14 protein-coding genes are annotated in these 17,379 nt (G+C 66.1%); 9 read left to right on the forward strand and 5 right to left on the reverse strand.

The features are described 5' to 3' along the window. Positions 1–98 precede the first annotated feature (98 nt). Complete coding sequence (locus tag QFZ69_RS20230; RefSeq protein ID WP_306913955.1) at positions 99–1,538, forward strand: amidase; 1,440 nt, start codon at positions 99–101, stop codon at positions 1,536–1,538. A 124-nt stretch (positions 1,539–1,662) separates the two neighbouring features. Here QFZ69_RS20230 and QFZ69_RS20235 read toward each other — a convergent pair whose 3' ends face one another. Then, the gene (locus tag QFZ69_RS20235; RefSeq protein WP_307000383.1) at positions 1,663–3,657 is read right to left on the reverse strand and encodes a sialate O-acetylesterase; all 1,995 of its coding nucleotides are present in this window, start codon (positions 3,655–3,657) and stop codon (positions 1,663–1,665) included. A gap of 196 nt (positions 3,658–3,853) precedes the next feature. Here QFZ69_RS20235 and QFZ69_RS20240 point away from each other — a divergent pair, with 196 nt between their 5' ends. Continuing rightward, positions 3,854–4,963: an alcohol dehydrogenase catalytic domain-containing protein gene (locus QFZ69_RS20240; protein ID WP_307000387.1), complete on the forward strand. Its 1,110-nt coding sequence runs from the start codon at positions 3,854–3,856 to the stop codon at positions 4,961–4,963. A 324-nt stretch (positions 4,964–5,287) separates the two neighbouring features. Here the strand turns inward: QFZ69_RS20240 and QFZ69_RS20245 are convergent, their stop codons facing one another. The 3 genes from QFZ69_RS20245 to QFZ69_RS20255 are packed head-to-tail and all read right to left on the reverse strand — an operon-like array spanning position 5,288 to position 8,607. After that, positions 5,288–6,814, reverse strand: a complete 1,527-nt coding sequence (locus QFZ69_RS20245; RefSeq protein ID WP_306913958.1) for a UxaA family hydrolase — start codon at positions 6,812–6,814, stop codon at positions 5,288–5,290. A gap of 17 nt (positions 6,815–6,831) precedes the next feature. Continuing rightward, positions 6,832–8,058, reverse strand: coding sequence for a D-mannonate dehydratase ManD (gene manD, locus QFZ69_RS20250; RefSeq protein ID WP_306913959.1), 1,227 nt, complete (start codon positions 8,056–8,058; stop codon positions 6,832–6,834). A gap of 15 nt (positions 8,059–8,073) precedes the next feature. Further along, positions 8,074–8,607 carry a glucuronate isomerase gene (locus QFZ69_RS20255; protein WP_307000389.1) on the reverse strand — a complete coding sequence of 178 codons (534 nt, stop codon included), beginning with the start codon at positions 8,605–8,607 and terminating at the stop codon, positions 8,074–8,076. On the opposite strand from QFZ69_RS20255, the gene QFZ69_RS20260 reads away from it, so the two are divergent. The 6 genes from QFZ69_RS20260 to QFZ69_RS20285 all read left to right on the forward strand — a co-directional run bounded on the left by QFZ69_RS20260 (position 8,572) and on the right by QFZ69_RS20285 (position 14,924). Then, positions 8,572–9,225, forward strand: a complete 654-nt coding sequence (locus tag QFZ69_RS20260; protein ID WP_306913963.1) for a LacI family DNA-binding transcriptional regulator — start codon at positions 8,572–8,574, stop codon at positions 9,223–9,225. The two genes, QFZ69_RS20255 and QFZ69_RS20260, sit on opposite strands and share 36 nt — an antisense overlap. Then, positions 9,212–10,438 (forward strand): extracellular solute-binding protein, encoded by a 1,227-nt coding sequence (locus tag QFZ69_RS20265; protein WP_306913964.1) that lies wholly within the window; start codon positions 9,212–9,214, stop codon positions 10,436–10,438. The genes QFZ69_RS20260 and QFZ69_RS20265 overlap by 14 nt, the downstream gene beginning before the upstream one ends. Then, positions 10,435–11,568 (forward strand): ABC transporter ATP-binding protein, encoded by a 1,134-nt coding sequence (locus QFZ69_RS20270; protein WP_306913966.1) that lies wholly within the window; start codon positions 10,435–10,437, stop codon positions 11,566–11,568. The genes QFZ69_RS20265 and QFZ69_RS20270 overlap by 4 nt, the downstream gene beginning before the upstream one ends. A gap of 2 nt (positions 11,569–11,570) precedes the next feature. Further along, positions 11,571–12,488, forward strand: coding sequence for an ABC transporter permease (locus QFZ69_RS20275; RefSeq protein ID WP_306913969.1), 918 nt, complete (start codon positions 11,571–11,573; stop codon positions 12,486–12,488). After that, positions 12,488–13,366: an ABC transporter permease gene (locus QFZ69_RS20280; RefSeq protein ID WP_306913971.1), complete on the forward strand. Its 879-nt coding sequence runs from the start codon at positions 12,488–12,490 to the stop codon at positions 13,364–13,366. The genes QFZ69_RS20275 and QFZ69_RS20280 overlap by 1 nt, the downstream gene beginning before the upstream one ends. Before the next feature lie 142 nt (positions 13,367–13,508). Continuing rightward, positions 13,509–14,924 (forward strand): mannitol dehydrogenase family protein, encoded by a 1,416-nt coding sequence (locus QFZ69_RS20285; RefSeq protein WP_307000391.1) that lies wholly within the window; start codon positions 13,509–13,511, stop codon positions 14,922–14,924. A gap of 31 nt (positions 14,925–14,955) precedes the next feature. On the opposite strand, the gene QFZ69_RS20290 is transcribed toward QFZ69_RS20285, so the two are convergent. After that, positions 14,956–15,582, reverse strand: a complete 627-nt coding sequence (locus tag QFZ69_RS20290; protein WP_306913975.1) for a DUF4190 domain-containing protein — start codon at positions 15,580–15,582, stop codon at positions 14,956–14,958. Between the two features lie 133 nt (positions 15,583–15,715). On the opposite strand from QFZ69_RS20290, the gene pgm reads away from it, so the two are divergent. Continuing rightward, positions 15,716–17,377, forward strand: coding sequence for a phosphoglucomutase (alpha-D-glucose-1,6-bisphosphate-dependent) (gene pgm, locus QFZ69_RS20295; protein WP_307000394.1), 1,662 nt, complete (start codon positions 15,716–15,718; stop codon positions 17,375–17,377). Positions 17,378–17,379: the final 2 nt, after the last annotated feature.

A 17,379-nucleotide genomic window follows, 5' to 3' on the forward strand; every position in this document is an offset into this window, starting at 1 on the left:
GTCAAGGGACAAACCCCCGCCCTCGCCCTCCGCCGCGCCCGCAACTGCACCTGCACCTGCACCTGCACCTGCACACGTACGGCGGGAGCCGCGTTTCCTTGGCTGACCTCCACGAACTCTCGGCCGTCCAGCTGCGCGATGCCCTCCACACTGGAACCGTCTCGGCCAGGGAAGCCGCCGGGCATTTCCTCAACCGGATCGGGACCGAAAACGCGCACCTCGGCGCGTTCATCACCGTCACGGCGGAGCAGGCCCTGAAAGACGCGGCCGCAGCGGACGAGCTCCATTCCCGCGCGACCAAGGACGGAACCGGCCTGCCGCTACTGCACGGGATGCCCGTCGCGTTCAAGGACCTGACGGACGTGGCCGGTGTGGTCACCACCCACGGCAGCGCCGCCCTGGACCACAAACCCGCCCTGGCCGACGCGGCAATCACCTCCGCGCTGAAAGGTGCCGGCATCATTTCCCTGGGCAAGACCCAGGTCCCGGAGTTCGGGCTGACCGCCTACAGCGAAAACCGGATCGCGCCGCCGTCGCGCAACCCGCACGCGCTGAGCCGCAGTTCGGGCGGGTCCTCGGGCGGCAGCGCCGCCGCGGTGGCCGCCGGGCTGTTGCCCTTCGCCCCCGGGTCCGACGGCGGCGGTTCAGTCCGCATCCCGGCGGCCGCCTGCGGTCTGGTCGGGCTCAAGCCCGGCCGCGGGCTGGTGCCCGCCGGGGAAAGCTCCGGTGATCCCGCACGGCTGGTCGTCACTGGGCCCCTGGCGCGCACGGCTGCCGATGCGGCGCTGATGCTGGATGCGCTCGTCCCGTCGGAACCGCGCCAATCCGGGACGCCCGCGCCCGGCTATCTCGCCCTCACCGGTCGGGAACCCCGCAAGCTGCGGATCGGCGTGAGCCTGGACAGCCCGTGGCAGTTGATCTTCCCGTTCGTTCCGGACCAGGAGGCCCTCGACGCCCTGGCTGCAGGCATCGGGATGCTGGAGGCGGCAGGCCACGAAACCGCGGAGGCCTCGATCCGCTACGACAACCGGTATCCCGACGCGTTCACCACCGCCTGGACTGCCGCCGTCGGAAGCGCCCGGATCGCACCCCAACGCGAGGCTCTCCTGACGCCGCTGACCCGTACGTTCCGGCGCCGGGCCCAGCAGCGCAGCGCAGCCAAGCTCAATGAGTCGCTCGGGTTCCTGCGGTTGTTCCAACGGGACACGATTGCGCAGTACGCCGCCTGGGACCTCATCCTGATGCCCGCACTGGCGCAGACTCCCCGGCCGGTGGGCTGGTTCACGGGGTCGGCCCACGGCGACGGCTACTGGCCGGCGGCCGAGTGGGCAGGCGACGCCGATGGCGATTACCGCAAACAGTGCGAGTTCGCGCCGTGGTCCTCGATGGTAAACGTGTGCGGCCTGCCGGCCATCAGCATCCCGGTGCACTGGACTGGAGACCGGAAGCGTGCCGGGCTTCCGATGGGCATCCAACTGGTCGGTCCGATGGGGTCCGAGGCGCTGCTGCTGCAGCTCGCAGCGCAGCTGGGCCACTAGTTGGGACGGCGCTGGATACGCCCTCGGAGTCGATGACCCGTTCGTCCTGACCGGGCGGTGCGGGTCGATTTCTGCGGCTGACGACTTTCTTATATCTCCTGGCGCCACCGACTGCTGGTTCGGTTCACTTCAGGATGTAACCGGAGACATCAGCGACAATGTGCGCCGACCCGCGTGAGCTATTCGTGATTCGGACCTTGCCGTCAGCCCCCGCGGGAACCACCGCCAAGTTGGGGACTGTCTGGCCCCGCGCATAGTTCACGTTCGATGTATTCGGTCTGGATGCACCCGACGCGTACGCGGTCAACAGCCCGTAGGACGTCGTTTCTGTGACTGTCAGGTTCACCACAACTGCCGCGGGGTTTGCCGGAATCCCGTTTCTGCCCCCAACTTGGAAAGTCACCGAACCGCCCGCGGCGACCCGACCGGAAGAGGACCGTGTGTCCAGAAAGCGTGTAGGCGTCACGGCTGCGAAGGCCCCTGCCCGGTCAGGATCGCCAGGAAGGAAATACCCCGAAACGTCCGCGACAACCTGGGTCGACCCTGCGGATGTATTCGAAACGGTGACCTTTCCATCTCTCCCTACCGGAACGACCACGAGGTTGGGCACGGTCTGCCCCGGGGCGAAATTAACGTTCGACGCATTCGGCTTGTGCGCCCCGGCGGCATGCGCGGTCAAGAAGCCGGACGACCTCGGTTCTGTAGCCGTCAGGTTCATCACTACCGCTGAGGCATCCGCGGGAATTCCAGACGTGCCGCCGACCTTGAAAGACACTGAGCCTCCTCCGGGGACGCGCCCGGGAGACAGGCGCGTATCCAAGAAACGGATTGGGTCAAGGGGTCTGAACGCTCCCGGAGATGGAGCGCCCGCTCGGAAATATGCAGAAACGTCGGCAATGATTTGCACTGAGCCGGATGAAGTATTCGACAACGTCACCCGCCCGTCGTTTCCGACAGGAACGACCGCCAGGTTTGCTGTGGTCTGCCCCGCGGCATAGTTGACGTTGGACGCCTCCGGTCGCGCCTTCCCGGAGGCATGCGCAGTGATGAACCCAAAGGAAGTCGGCTCCGTCACGGTGAGGTTTACTACCACCGCCGATACATCCAGGGGCATGCCCCTGACGCCCGCAACCCGGAATGAGACAGACCTGCCCCCTCCCACGCGCTGCGAAGTTAACCTGGTGTCCAGGAACCTCGTGGGCGGAATCGGGACCGCGGACGGCGCCAAGGTGTTTCGGACTGCGTCCAAGAATCCGGAAAGGTAGGTTCTGCCCAGATAGTCGACGCCCGATCTGGAGAAGTGGATCGGGTCGCCTGCATTCACGGCGCCGGCTAGGGAAGGTGCGAATCCGGTATGGGCGACGCGCTCCGGTGTCTCCCGGTGGCTCTTGTCCACATTGGCCCGGCCGGGCGCGGCCTCGATTCCCTCCAGCGACATACGCCCCACTACAAAGGGAAGCTTTGGCGCCGCCAGCCGGGACCGAAAGAATGCAATGAGCCTGTCGAGCCGGGCGCTGTATTCGGAGGTAGAAGTCGTCGAATTCTTTTCGCCCTGGTGCCAGAGAATGCCCTTGAGGGAGACTGTGCGGCCCCGCGCCCTCGCCGCAGCCATCCCCGCGAAGGTCTGCGCAACCGCCAGTGCCGGGAGGTCGAACGTGGAGGATGTTGCCGCCCCGACAGTCCAGGTGAGGGTAGCCGCAGCGTCGGTGAAGCCTGTGTCGCCGTGCGCCGCCGGGATGATAAGGACGCCGACGTTGGCTGGCTGGGTTTTTAAGTATCCGCGGGCAAAAGTCGTGGCGGGTGAGATTCCGCCGGCAGTGTCATGCATGTCCAGAGGGACCGACGCAGTCCTAAACGTGCGATTAGTCGCGCCGAACTGAAAAATGCGCGAGTCCGCCGGGTCGTCCGTGGTGCCGCTGGGAAGGCCCCGCCCCGACATGTTCGACTGCCCTACCGCCAGGAACACGTGCAGAACGGTGGGTGTCGCCGCTGCGTGCGCAGGGACCAGTCCGGCGAGCGTCAGAGCAGAGGTTGCAAGCCCGACCAGTAATTTTCGGAAACCCCTGTCCCCCGTGTGTCCCGCGTCCGGGGGGCGACCAGACTTGCTCAAAGCAGCCATAAGTCCAAGTCTCGTTCAAGCAACTTGGAATTTCCTTGGGCTTCGGGTGGACCGATGGATGATCAGCTGCCACTGGCGAGATCTCAGCGAGCTTCGAGAGGCGCGCCGGAACGGCCACCTTGACCGCCAAATGGACCCTGGGACGGCCGACGGCTATCGTTCACACCAACCACCACACGGGCGATGAGAGGGATCGATGAAGATCACCGGTGCAGTACTTGAGGAAATTGGCCGGCCGCGCCCGTTTGCGGATTCCAGGCCGATCAGCATCTCGGAGCTGGAGCTGGGCGGTCCCGGGCCCACGGAGATCCTGGTCCGGCTCGAAGCCGCCGGCATTTGCCATTCGGACCTGAGCGTTGTGGACGGCAACCGGGTTCGCCCGGTGCCGATGCTCCTGGGCCACGAGGCGGCAGGACGCGTCGTCGAGGTCGGCTCCGAGGTTACCGACCTCGAACCGGGCCAGCGCGTAGTCATGTCCTTCCTGCCCCGGTGCGAAAAATGCGAGAACTGCGCCGCGGACGGCCGGCTGCCCTGCACCGCCGGATCGAGAAGCAACAATGAGGGAACGCTGCTCCATGGTTCAACCCACTTGAGCCGCGCGGACGAAAAGGTCCACCACCACCTGGGCGTCTCCGGATTCGCCACCCACGCCGTCGTGGACCGGGCCTCGGCCGTGCCGGTCGGCGACGACATCCCCGCGGAAGTCGCCGCCGTACTGGGCTGCGCCGTGCTCACCGGCGGCGGTGCCGTCCTCAACGCGGCCCGCCCGGAAACCAAGGACAGCATCATGATCGTGGGCCTCGGCGGCGTCGGCATGGCCGCCCTGATCACGGCTATCTCCCAGGGCATCTCCCGAATCGTCGCCGTGGACACCTTCGAGGCGAAACTCGAACACGCCCGCCGGCTGGGAGCCCACGAGGCGTACACCCCGCAGCAGGTCCTCGAGGACGGCATCAAGGCCCGGTATGTAATCGAATGCGCCGGCAATCCCCGCGCGTTCGAAACCGCCTTCGCCGCCACCGCCGTCGGCGGAACCACGATCACCGCAGGCCTGCCCTCCCCGGAAGCCCGGGCCTCGATCTCCCCGCTGACCGTCACGGCGGAAGCGCGGACGATCGTCGGCAGCTACCTCGGCTCCGCCGTTCCGTCCCGGGACATCCCCAAATACGCCCAGCTCTGGCGCGAAGGGAAGCTGCCGGTCGAGGAACTGATTTCCAAGCGGATCGGCCTGGCCGACATCAACGAGGCCATGGACCAGCTCGCCGACGGCAAGGCCGTCCGCCAGGTCATCATTTTCGACGCCTGACAGCCCATCCGCCGCCAGCCCAATCGCTGGAACGCTGCGCGGTCGCCGGAAGTTTCGAGCGAGCCCGCAGCGTTTGGGCGAACCCGCATATTTCCGGCGAACTCGGCACAGGCGAACTCGGCACGGGGTCGCCGGGCATCGAAAACAGGGCGAGGCACTGCCGGTTAGCCTCGGCCACGACGCTGCTGCGCACTCCGCCCGCCGCCAGCGCGGAGGTGACCGGTGCATGTTGAGCGGCATGCCGCGCCCGGAGCACGGCTACGACCGGATTGCGGAGCAGGATCCGGCTGGGCGGCGGGCGCTCTACGATTCCGAGGTCCGCGCTCATGTCACTGTCCCTAGTTGCCATGGCACAAACTCCTCCTGTCCGAGGTCAAGTTCTTCGCTGACCGTCTGTTCGCCCGACGCCACCGCGAGGATCCGGGCGAAAATCTGCTCGCCCACCTCCTGGACGGTCGCGTCGCCGTCCACGATGACGCCGCAATTCAGATCCAGGTCTTCCGGCATCCTGTTGTACAGCTCAGTGTTGGTGCCGAGCTTAATGCTGGGCACGGGCTTGCAGCCGAACACCGATCCGCGGCCCGTGGTGAAACACACCACGTTGGCGCCACCGGCCACGATGCCGGTAACCGAGACGGGATCGTAGCCGGGAGTGTCCATGAAGACGAGACCGCGGCTCGTGATGGGTTCGGCGTAGCCGTAGACGCCGGACAGTTCCGCCTGCCCGGCCTTGGCGACCGCGCCCAGGGACTTCTCCAGGATGGTGGTCAGGCCACCGGCTTTGTTTCCGGGCGAGGGGTTGTTATCCAGGCTCCCTCCGCCGGCGGTGGTGTATTCCTGCCACCAAACGAGCTGGTCCAGCAGCCGCTGCCCTACCTCGGGCGCGACGGCCCGTCGGGTCAGCAGATGCTCAGCGCCGAAAACCTCGGGGGTTTCGGCCAGTACGGAGGTCCCGCCGTAGGCAACGAGCAGGTCCGAGGCGACGCCGAGTGCAGGGTTGGCGGTGATGCCCGAGTACCCGTCCGAGCCGCCGCAGTTGAGGCCCAGAACCAGCTCGGAAACGTCTACGGTCTCCCGCTGGAGCTGGTTGATGGACGGCAGCATCCCCTGGATTAGGCCCACCCCGGCTTTGACCGTTGCCCGGATGCCTCCAGAGTCCTGGATGGTGAGCCGTTCGATGAACCGGGCCGAGGTGTCCGCGTCCAGGAAGCGTTCCGTTTGCAGCATCTCGCAGCCCAGTCCCAGGACCAGGAGCCCGGCGAAGTTTGGGTGATGGGCATAGCCGCGAAGCGTGCGGACCAGGACTTCCGCGCCGGCGCTGCCGAGCACCATGCCGCAGCCGCTCCCGTGCGTGAGTGCGAAGACGCCGTCCACATTCGGGAACGCATCCAGTGCGGCCCCGCGGAACTGGTCCGCGATCATCCGGGCCGTGCTCGCCGAGCAGTTGACCGAAGTCAGGATCCCCACGTAGTTGCGCGTACCGGCCTTCCCGTTGGCGCGGCGGTACCCCTGGAACGTGGGACGCGGGCCGGCCGGCGCCTGCGGTGTGACGCGGGAGGTGCCGAATTCGTAGTCTTGCCGGACCTGGTCCATGCCGAGGTTGTGGGTGTGGACATGGTCTCCTCGGCGGATCTGGGTCAGGGCTCGGCCGATCGACTGCCCGTACTTGTGCACGGCTGCCCCGGCCGGCATGTCAGCGAGCGCAATTTTGTGTCCCCGGGGCACGTTGGCGCGCACCTCCACGGCGGGTCCCGCTTCGGTCTCCAGGACCGTGCCGGACGCCAGATCGCGGGTGGCGACACCCACCTCGTCGCTTTCGGCGAGCCGGAGCACACTGTTTTCAAGTGTCATCGGCGGAGCGGTTGCCTTCACCAGTCATGCACCGTCCCGTCAACCAGGCGGGCCGCCGGAAGATAGGCCGGCGTGTACTCAAAGCCCGCAGCCAGTTCGTCGTCGTAGTCGACGCCGAGGCCGGGATTGTCCCCGGGATGCAGCAGCCCGTCGATAAAGGTGTAGCTGGTCCGGAACAGCTCCAGGGTCTCCTCGGAGTGCTTCATGTATTCCTGAATGCCGAAGTTGTGGATGGCCAGGCCCAGGTGAAGCTGGGCCGCCTGGCCCACCGGCGAGATGTCAGTGGGCCCGTGGAAGCCCGACTTGATCTGGTAGATCGCGGCGAAGTCCATCAGCTTGCGCAGTGCAGTGATGCCGCCCGTGTGGGTGACCGCCGAGCGGACGTAGTCGATAAGTTGTTCGGTGATGAGCGTCTGGTAGTCGAAGACGCTGTTGAACACTTCGCCGATCGCCAAGGGGGTGGTGGTCTGGGACCGCACCCGCCGCATGCCCTCCTGGTTCTCGCCCGGGGTGCAGTCCTCCAGCCAGAAAAGGTCGTAGGGTTCAAGGCTCTTTCCCAGCGACGCCGCCTGGTTGGGCGTCATCCGGTGATGGCCGTCGTGCAGCAGGATGAGCTCCGGACCGAACTTCTCCCGGACGCTCTTGAACACCTCAGGCACGTGGCGGAGGTAGGCGCGCGTGTCCCAGATTTCCTCGGCCGGGAGCGGAAGCCGTTTGGCGGGCTCGTAGTCGTACCGCTGCCCGGGCCGCTGGTCGGTGGCGACGCCGTAGATCTGGCCCAGCCCCGGCACCCCGGTCTGGATCCGGATCGCCTTGAACCCCTGGTCCAGGTGGTTCTGCACCGAGACGCACAGGGAATCGACGTCGGATCCGGACGCGTGCCCGTAGGCCAGGCATCCTATGCGGGAGGCGCCGCCGAGCAGCTGGTAGAGCGGCAGGCCGGCCACTTTGGCCTTGATGTCCCAGAGGGCGACGTCGACGGCGGCAATCGCCGCCATCGTGATCGGCCCGCGGCGCCAGTAGGCACTCCGGTAGAGGAACTGCCACGCGTCCTCGATTTTCGCCTCGTCCCGGCCGATCAGGAGCGGGACCACATGCTCCGTGAGGTAGGCGCTGACGGCCAGTTCGCGGCCGTTGACGGTGGCGTCGCCTAGCCCCACCACGCCGTCCTCCGTGGTGATGCGCAGCGTCACAAAATTCCGTCCCGGGCTGCTGATCAGGACTTCGACCGAACGTATCGTCATGGTGTTCCTTCGGGATCAGTTGCGGGCCGCATAGGACTGCAACGGCAGGTTGTAGGTGAGGTCGACGGCGGTCTCCACGGCTTCCGCAAGGCCCAGCCGCCCTTCGGTCACCAGCCGGGCGAGGTAGCCGGAATCGATGCGGCGTGACAGATCATGGCGTGCCGGAATGGAGGCCAGGGCCCGGGTGTCGTCGACGAAACCGCTGGTGTTGTAGAACCCGGCGGTCTCTACCGCGGATTCCCGGAAACGCCGCATCTGTTCAGGACTGTCCAGGAACCACCAGGGCGCGCCGAGCTTCATCGCGGGATAGCAGCCGGCGAGGGGCGCCAGTTCACGCGAGTACACCGTTTCGTCGGTGGTAAACGCTATGAAACGGAAGGTCTTGTCCATACCGAAGCTATCCAGCAGCGGCCGCAGGGACCGCGTGAACTCAACCTTGACGGGGATGTCGAACCCTTTGTCCGGTCCGTAGGAGTCATGTACCTCGCGGCAGTGGTTGCGGAGCACCCCCGGGTGGAGCTGCATCACGAGGCCGTCCTCAACGGACATGCGTGCCATCTCGTAGAGCATGCTCCCGGAGAAGGCCTGCGCCTCCTCCACCAGGCGCTCGAGCACCTGCACGCCCTGGGGCACCGGTTCGTGGGCTACGCCGGCGGCCCCACCGGCTCGTGGTCGGACCGGCAGCGCCGTCTCGGCATCCAGCAGGCCGCCCCCGAACTCGCAGGGCTGGAGGTCCGGTCGCTGGGGTCCTTCGCCCCGGTCTTCGGCGGCGGGCAGTCCGCAGCTGATCTCGCCGTGGCGGCCGGAGTGACAGCCGTCCTCGCATACAACGACCTCGTGGCGCTGGGCATCATCGCCCGGCTCAGTGCCCGCCGCATCAGTGTTCCCGACGAGTTGAGCGTGGTCGGCATCGACGACATCAACGCCGCCACCCTTGTCTCGCCGGCCCTCACTACGGTGCGGGCGCCCCTGCGCAAGGTGGGCAGCGCCGCCGTCGACCGTCTCATCGACAGCCTCGATCCCACGTCTGATTCCCGTCCCGCCGAATACCTGCCGATCGAGCTTGTGGTCCGGCAGTCCACGTCCGTACCCCGGTCCCCCGCACCAGAGCGTCCGTCCGGCAATGTTGCCGGACGCAATGAAAGGAAATCCCATGCGAGCATCTAGAAGAATCCAGTGGGCCGCCACCCTCGGTGTAGCCGGCCTGCTTGCCACCGGCTGCGGTGCCCCGGGAAGCGACGGCGGATCCGCTCCGACGCTATCGGCGGGCAGCGTTCCCGAGAAGCCGTCCAAGGCAGTCACCCTGAACATCCTCGACGTCGCCGGAAACAAGCAGCTGACGGGCGAGATCTTCGACCAGTTCGCCAAGGACAACCCGGACGTCATTTCCTCCGTCACATGGGAAACTGCCGGCGCCCCTGACATGGCTGGCAAGGTCAAAGCTCAGCAGCAGGCCGGGAACCTGAAGATCGATCTCGTCCTGACGGGCACAGATGGTCTCTCCGCCGGTATCAGCGAAGGACTGTTCGCGCCGATCGCCAAGGATTACAAGGACCGCCTCGGCAACATGGCCAACTACCAGGAGCCGGCCGCGGAAATGCAGAAGCTCGCCCAGGACCAAGGCATTGCGCTGACCTATTACCCCTCCGGACCACTACTTGAATACAACCCGGACAAGGTTCCCAACCCGCCCACTACCGCCGAGGAACTCCTGACCTGGGCCAAAGAAAATCCGGGACGCTTCGGCTACGCGCGTCCGGCGAACTCCGGCCCGGGACGTACGTTCCTGATGGGCCTGCCGTACATCCTGGGGGACTCGGACCCCAAGGATCCGGTGAACGGCTGGACCAAGACGTGGGACTACCTCAAGCAGCTGAACCAGTCCGTCTCGTCCTACCCGACCGGAACAGGGGTGACCATGAACAACCTTAAAAACGGAACCTGGGACATGGCCATCACCACCACGGGCTGGGACATCAACCCCCGCGCCCTCGGCCAGGTGCCGGAGAACTTCAAAACCCAGGCCCTCAAAGGTTTCACGTGGGTCACTGATGCGCAGTACGCTGCCGTCCCCAAGGGCGTCTCAGCGGACAAAATGTCCGCCATCCTGCAGGTCCTGCAGTACGCCCTGACGCCGGAACAGCAGGCCAAGACATATGACACCGGTTACTTCTACCCCGGCCCCGCCATCAAGGACGTCAGCATCGACCTCGCCCCACAGGCCAGCCAGGACGTCATCAAGAAGTTCGGCCGGAGCGAATACGACGCGCTCATCGAGGACAATCCGAAGGCAACGCCGATCGACGCCGCCGCCCTGGTGAAGGCCTTTGACACCTGGGACACCCAGGTGGCGACCGGAAAGGTCGAAGCGAAGAAATGAGCATCCACGCCACGAGTTTCGAGACTCTCGAACTTGAAAATGTCGCCCGGTCCTTTGGCGGGCAGAACGCCCTGAAAAACCTCAACCTCTCCATCCGGAGCGGTGAGTTCATTGCCCTGCTCGGACCTTCGGGCTGCGGCAAGTCGACCGCGCTGAATTGTCTCGCCGGACTGCTGCCGCTCACCGGCGGACGCATCCTGATGGATGGCAAGCAGATCGACCAATTGCCGCCGGAAAAGCGTGGATTCGGCATGGTGTTCCAGAATTACGCCCTCTTCCCACACCTCAGCGTTGAAAGGAACATTGCCTTCGGCCTGGAAATGCGCAATGTGCCGAAGGCCGAGATCAAGAAACGCGTGGCGGAAGCGATCGATCTGGTCCAGCTCGGCCCGCATGCCTCGAAACTGCCCGGCCAGATGTCCGGCGGCCAGCAGCAGCGCGTCGCCATTGCCCGGGCAGTGGTGCTGCGTCCGCCGCTGGTGCTGATGGATGAGCCGCTCTCCAACCTGGACGCGAAGCTGAGGCTGGAGATGCGCACCGAGATCCGCCGCCTGCACCAGTCGCTCGGGCTCACCACGCTGTACGTCACACACGACCAGGAAGAGGCATTGTCCCTTGCGGACCGCCTGGTGGTACTGCGTCTCGGCGAGGTGCAGCAGGTAGGCACGCCGCAGGAACTCCACGAGCATCCGGTCAACTGGCACGTCGCAGACTTCATGGGATACCGCAACCTGCTCGAGGGCGTCGTCGAGCGCGTGCACGACGGTGCCGTGACCGTCTCGGTGCTCGACACGACAGTCACCGGATCGACGAAGGATTTCCTCCGGGCCGGCGACGCCGTCAAGGTGGGCCTGCGCCCCGAGGACTTCGACATCGCCCCTGCAGGAACGGTGCCGGATGGCCTGGCAAGCATCAACGCCACGGTTGAGGTTGTCGAATACCAGGGCCGGGAGTTCGCCGTCGAGGCCCGCGCCGACGACGGCCAAGCGCTCCACGTGCGCACACCGCGGCATGTCGCGCCCGGACAGCGGGTCACCTTGACGGCGTCCCGTGACCGGGTGCTCGTCTTCCCGGCAGCGCTGGCGGGGATCGCCAGCCCCGCCCCGGAGCTTGAGGGAGCTGTACTGTGACCATGACCGGGCAGAAATCCGGCCGGGCGGACAGCGGACCGGGCACCCAGCCCGCGCTGTCCCACCGGCTGGCGGAGCGCGGAATCGACAAACTGCTGCTCCTGCTGCTGCCGGCCCTGCTGTTCGCGCTCGTGCTCTTCGTCTACCCTTTCATCTACGGTTTGGGGCTGTCGTTCCAGCCGAAGACCGGCGGGCTGTTCGGGGCGTACATCAAGTTCTTCACCGATCCGTCCGTGCGGGGCCTCGAATCCATCTGGGTGACACTGCAGCTGGCCGTTCCCGCCGCGCTGATCAACGTCCTGGCCTCAGTTCCGATCGCCTACAAGATGCGGGGCAAGTTCCGCGGCAAGCGCGCCCTGACCACCGTCCTGGTCATCCCGATCACGCTGGGCACTGTCCTCACGGCCGAAGGCCTGCTGAACTTCTTCGGCCAGCGCGGCTGGCTCAACCGGTTCCTCGGGGTCCTCGGGTTCGAACCGCTCCAGCTCGTGCAGAACTACTGGGGCGTGCTGTGGTCGCTGATCATCTCCGGCTTCCCGTTCGCCTTCCTGTTGATCCTCTCCTACCTGTCCGGCATTGATCCGTCGCTCGAAGCGGCCGCACGCACACTCGGCGCCGACTGGAAACAGCGGTTCCGCCGCATCACCCTGCCCCTCCTCGCCCCGGGCTTGGCGATCACGTTCTGCCTGACCTTCGTCCTGGCCTTCAGCGTCTTCCCATCGGCCATCCTGGTGGGTGATCCATCCGGATCCACGCGCGTTATCGCCTATGTGGCGTACAACGCCTGGGGCCAACAGTTCGACTACCCACTCGCATCCGCGGCGGCAATCGTCATGGGCGCCGTGGAACTGATCGTCATCATCCTGGTGCTGATCTGGCGTTCACGCATGTACAAAGGATCCACCGGAGGTAAAGGCTGATGAGTCTCACGCTGAAACGAAATCCCAAAGCTGCGCCGGCACCGGCCAAGCGCCCTTTGGCCGCCTCGCCCGGAACATTCCTCATCTGGGGCGGCATGGCGATCTTCCTCATCCTGCTCCTTGGCGTCGTCTCGTCCGTGGTCGTGAACTCCTTCGCCAGGGAATGGTTTGATACCTGGCTGCCCTCGGGCTATACGGCTTCGTGGTACGCCGAGGCCTGGAAGGAATACGACCTCGGCCAGGTCATCGGGACCACCGTGACCGTCTCCGTCGCCGTCGTCGGCATCTCCGTGCTGGTCGGCGCGCCCGCCTCCTACGTACTGGCCCGCCGCAACTTTCCCGGCAAGAGCATCCTGATGCTCGTCTTCCTGCTCCCGATCATGATGCCGCCCATCACCTACGGCATCCCGCTGGCCACCCTGTTGACGTACTACCACCTCGCCCCGGGCCTGACCGGCGTCATCCTCGCCAACCTGGTTCCGTCCATCCCGTTCGTCATCCTGACCATGACGCCCTTCATTGAACAGATCAACCCGTCCATCGAATCCGCGGCCCGGATGTGCGGCGCCAACATGCTGCGGCTGTTCACGAAAATCCTCGCGCCGCTGCTGATCCCGGGAATCCTCGCTGCGGCTGTCCTCGTCCTGGTCCGCACGGTGGGCATGTTCGAACTGACGTTCCTGACCTCGGACTCCACCTCCGACACCCTCGTCGTGGCGCTGTTCACGGCCATGACCGGCGCCGGAATCCGGGCCCAGCAGTCCGTGGACGCCATGGCCGTGGTCTACATGCTCATGATGATGGTCATGCTCATCGTGGCCTTGCGGTTCGTCAATCCGACCCAGCTGGTCTCGCAGATCCGCGAAGACACGGACTGACCCGACCGCCGTCGCACTCCTGCCCACCGCCTCCGGCTGAAAGGCCCTCCATGAACACGAGCACGTCCACACCGCAACGCAGCGGCTCTCGCTGGCTTCCCTGGGTTCGGCTTCCGGCCGGGAGGGGGTCTCTGGTCCGGCCATGGATCCCCGCGCGCTCAGTACCGGAATCGTCCATTTCGGTGTCGGCGCGTTCCACCGGGCGCACCAGGCCGTCTACACGGAGGACGCCGCGGCGGCCACCGGAGATCCCCGCTGGGGCATCCTTGGCGTGACCGGCCGCTCGGCGCGGGTGGCTGAGCAGTTGGGGCCGCAGGATGGACTGTATTCGGTTCTGACCAAGGCCCGGGATTCAGAGTCACTCCGACTGATCGGTTCGCTGCGCAAAGTGGCCTTCCCCGCTGTGGACTCGGCAGAAGTGCTGCGCGCCTTGGCTTCGGAGGACGTTCATGTCGCGTCCCTGACCATCACGGAAAAAGGCTATCCGCGCACCCTTAGCGGTGAACTGGATACTTCCAATCCCGGTGTTGCCGCGGACATCGAAGCCCTCAAGGCGGAGCTCGCGGGGCGGTCCTTCGCCGGACCCGCCCGCACGCCGCTGGGGCTGCTGGCCCGGGGCCTCGCGCGGCGCTATGCCGGTTCCGGCTCGCCGTTCGCCGTGTTGTGCTGTGACAACCTGATGTCCAACGGCAAGGTCACCCGGGACCTCGTGCATGCCGTGGCCGGCGCGGCCCGGGCGGAAGACATGCTGGAATGGCTGCGGAAATCTGTCACGTTCCCCTCCAGCATGGTGGACCGGATTGTTCCTGCCACGACGGAAGCGAACCGGCGGGCGGCGGAACGGATCCTCGGCGTCCGCGACGACGGTCTGGTGGTCGCCGAACCCTTCGGCCAGTGGGTCATCGAGGACAACTTTCTCGGTCCACGCCCCGCTTGGGAACGCGCCGGAGCGATACTGACGGACGACGTCGGCCCCTTCGAAGTCGCCAAGCTGCGGATGCTGAATGCCACCCATTCCCTGCTGGCGTATCTCGGGGCCCTGCACGGACATCAGACGATTGCCGGCGCCGTCGCCGACGACGCCCTCCTGAACGAGGCCCGCAACCTCCAGCGCAACGACGTCATCCCGACACTTAATGCGCCGCCGGGGCTGGACCTCCACGAATACGGCGAGTCGATCCTCGCCCGGTTCGCCAATCCAAACCTTGGCCACACCACCATCCAGGTCGCCATGGACGGCTCTCAGAAGCTGCCCGTCCGCATCCTTGGCACGGTGGCGGACCGTCTCGCGGCCGGCGAGGTGCCCTACTCCGCCGCCATGATGCTCGCCGGGTGGATGGTCTTCATCTACCGGGGACGCGATGTCAACGGCAAGCCCCTGGCCCTCGATGACCCGATGGCGGACATCCTGCGGGAGACCGCCGCGGGCTCCGAGGCCGGTCTCGCCGACAGGCTCCTGGGACTCAAAGCCATCTTTCCCGAAAAGGTGTCCGCCAATGCCGAATTCCGCGGAGCGTTGGCAGCGAGGGTCAGGCGCCTATTGTCAGACGTCACGTAGGCACTGCCGAGATAGGGCGAATGCCGGAAAACTAGACCCCGTAACCGCTGTAGCGTGCGCTGCTGATCACTATCCCGAAGATCACGATGACCAGGATCGTGATCGCAATCCCCACATAGCCGAGCACCAGGCCCGCTATTGCCATGCCCCGGCCGGCCGGCTCCCTCGTGAGGGCCATGTGCCCCAATATGACGGCGGCGATCTGCGGCAGCAGGAAGAACCCGAAGCCCACGAGCGCGGCAATTCCGCAGCAAAGGCTGGCGATGCTCAGGGTCTTGGGCTCGGCCGGCACCCCGTAATAGCCCGGCTGGCCGTAGGCGTTGTAGCTGGCGCCGGGCTGGCCGGGCGCCGCGTACTGTTGGCCGTACGTCGGCGGGTCGAAAGGCTGCTGGCCATAAGACTGCTGGCCGAAGGGCTGCTGCGGTGCCGCGCCGTACGGTGTGCCGTAGGCATCCCTGGGCTGACCGTAGTCGGGGGCCGGCTGGCCGTTCTGCTCGTCTGCCTGACCCTTCGCATCGAACGCCGGCTGGCCGTAACCCGGCTCCGAGCCCTGACTTGCGGCCCGGGCCGTGCTCTCGGTCCCCCGCGGTGGAGTGTACGACGGCGGCTGCTCCCCGTGCGGCGTGTCGTCCTTGCCCGAAGTCGGCTGGTCAGTCATGGAAGTCCCCTTTTTAGTCCCTGGATCCAGCCTACCGCCGCGCCGTTGCGATGATCACGAAATTCTGCGTCACAGGGGCCCGATTCCGCCCAAAATCACGTAGTGCTCCCGTCTCGTCTGGCATGCTAATGCCATGGCTAGCCGCGCGGGCACTGTTGCCCAACCCCAAGACCTTGTTGACCTCACTGCGCTTCTGGATGCGTACTACGACGTTTCGCCGGATTTAGGTGACCCCGGGCAACGTGTAGTGTTCGGCACCTCCGGGCACCGCGGGTCCAGTTTGAAGGCCTCTTTTAACGAGCCGCACATCCTGGCCATCACCCAGGCCATCGTGGAGTATCGGGCCGGCCAGGGCATCACCGGCCCCCTGTATCTGGCCAAGGACACCCACGCGCTGAGTGAGCCCGCGCAGAACTCCGCCCTGGAAGTGCTCGCGGCGAACGGCGTCAATGTGCTGATCGACGCCCGCCACGGTTACACCCCCACTCCGGCGCTGAGCCACGCCATCCTCAGCCACAACAACAACTCCCCTGCCGGGGCACCGCAGGCCGACGGCATTGTCGTCACGCCCAGCCACAACCCGCCCGGCGACGGCGGCTTCAAATACAACCCCCCGCACGGCGGGCCCGCGGACTCCGATGCCACCGGCTGGATCGCCAACCGCGCCAACGAACTGCTGGAAAACGGGTTGCGCGGCGTCAAACGGATCCCCGTCGACGACGCCCTCAGCGCCGGCACCACGGGCAAGTTCGACTTCCTCAGCAGCTATGTGGATGACCTTCCATCGGTGCTGGACCTCAACGCGATCCGCGAGGCCGGCGTCCGAATCGGCGCCGACGCGATGGGCGGGGCGTCGGTGGATTATTGGGGCGAGATCGGCGAGCGCCACCACCTGGACCTCACCGTGGTCAACCCGACTGTCGACCCGCGGTGGGCCTTCATGACGCTGGACTGGGACGAGAAGATCCGGATGGACTGCTCGTCGCCGTGGGCGATGGCGTCGCTGATCAACCGGATGGCTATTGGTGCGGACGGGTCCGCAGCGTTCGACGTCGCCACCGGCAACGATGCCGACGCCGACCGGCACGGCATCGTGACCCCGGACGGCGGCCTGATGAACCCCAACCACTACCTGGCCGTTGCCATTGACTACCTCTATCGCCACCGCACCGGCTGGAATCCGCAGTCCGTGATCGGCAAGACGCTCGTCTCCTCCTCCATCATCGATCGGGTGGCCGACAGCCTCGGGCGCAAGCTCGTTGAGGTCCCGGTGGGCTTCAAGTGGTTCGTCCCGGGCCTGCTGTCGGGCGAGGGAGCCTTCGGCGGCGAAGAATCGGCGGGCGCGTCCTTTAACAAGTTGGATGGCAGCGTGTGGACCACGGACAAGGACGGCATTCTGCTGGCGCTGCTGGCCTCGGAGATTACCGCCGTGACCGGCAAGTCGCCGTCGCAGCTCTACAAGGGCCTCACCGACCAGTTCGGCGACCCTGTCTACGCACGGATCGACGCGGCGGCCAGCCGCGAGCAGAAGGCGGCGCTTGGCAAATTGTCCCCCTCGGATGTCACGGCTTCGGAACTGGCCGGGGAGACCATCACCGCCAAGCTGACCACGGCGCCCGGCAACGGCGCGGCGATCGGCGGCCTCAAGGTGGTCACCGACAATGCGTGGTTCGCGGCCCGGCCGTCCGGCACCGAGGACGTCTACAAGATCTACGCCGAGTCCTTCAAAGGCGCCGAGCACCTCAAGCAGGTCCAGGCCGAGGCCAAGGCTCTTGTCGACGGCGTCATTTCCTAGCT

The sequence above is a fragment of the Arthrobacter sp. V1I7 genome (assembly GCF_030817015.1).
In the GTDB taxonomy this organism is placed as follows: Bacteria; Actinomycetota; Actinomycetes; order Actinomycetales; family Micrococcaceae; genus Arthrobacter.

Coding starts and splice junctions, on each gene's coding strand:
- QFZ69_RS20235 (WP_307000383.1), bottom strand. CDS start 3,657: ATGGCTGCTTTGAGCAAGTCTGGTCGCCCCCCGGACGCGGGACACACG.
- QFZ69_RS20240 (WP_307000387.1), top strand. CDS start 3,854: ATGAAGATCACCGGTGCAGTACTTGAGGAAATTGGCCGGCCGCGCCCG.
- QFZ69_RS20245 (WP_306913958.1), bottom strand. CDS start 6,814: ATGACACTTGAAAACAGTGTGCTCCGGCTCGCCGAAAGCGACGAGGTG.
- manD (WP_306913959.1), bottom strand. CDS start 8,058: ATGACGATACGTTCGGTCGAAGTCCTGATCAGCAGCCCGGGACGGAAT.
- QFZ69_RS20255 (WP_307000389.1), bottom strand. CDS start 8,607: ATGTCCGTTGAGGACGGCCTCGTGATGCAGCTCCACCCGGGGGTGCTC.
- QFZ69_RS20265 (WP_306913964.1), top strand. CDS start 9,212: ATGCGAGCATCTAGAAGAATCCAGTGGGCCGCCACCCTCGGTGTAGCC.
- QFZ69_RS20270 (WP_306913966.1), top strand. CDS start 10,435: ATGAGCATCCACGCCACGAGTTTCGAGACTCTCGAACTTGAAAATGTC.
- QFZ69_RS20275 (WP_306913969.1), top strand. CDS start 11,571: ATGACCGGGCAGAAATCCGGCCGGGCGGACAGCGGACCGGGCACCCAG.
- QFZ69_RS20280 (WP_306913971.1), top strand. CDS start 12,488: ATGAGTCTCACGCTGAAACGAAATCCCAAAGCTGCGCCGGCACCGGCC.
- QFZ69_RS20285 (WP_307000391.1), top strand. CDS start 13,509: ATGGATCCCCGCGCGCTCAGTACCGGAATCGTCCATTTCGGTGTCGGC.
- QFZ69_RS20290 (WP_306913975.1), bottom strand. CDS start 15,582: ATGACTGACCAGCCGACTTCGGGCAAGGACGACACGCCGCACGGGGAG.
- pgm (WP_307000394.1), top strand. CDS start 15,716: ATGGCTAGCCGCGCGGGCACTGTTGCCCAACCCCAAGACCTTGTTGAC.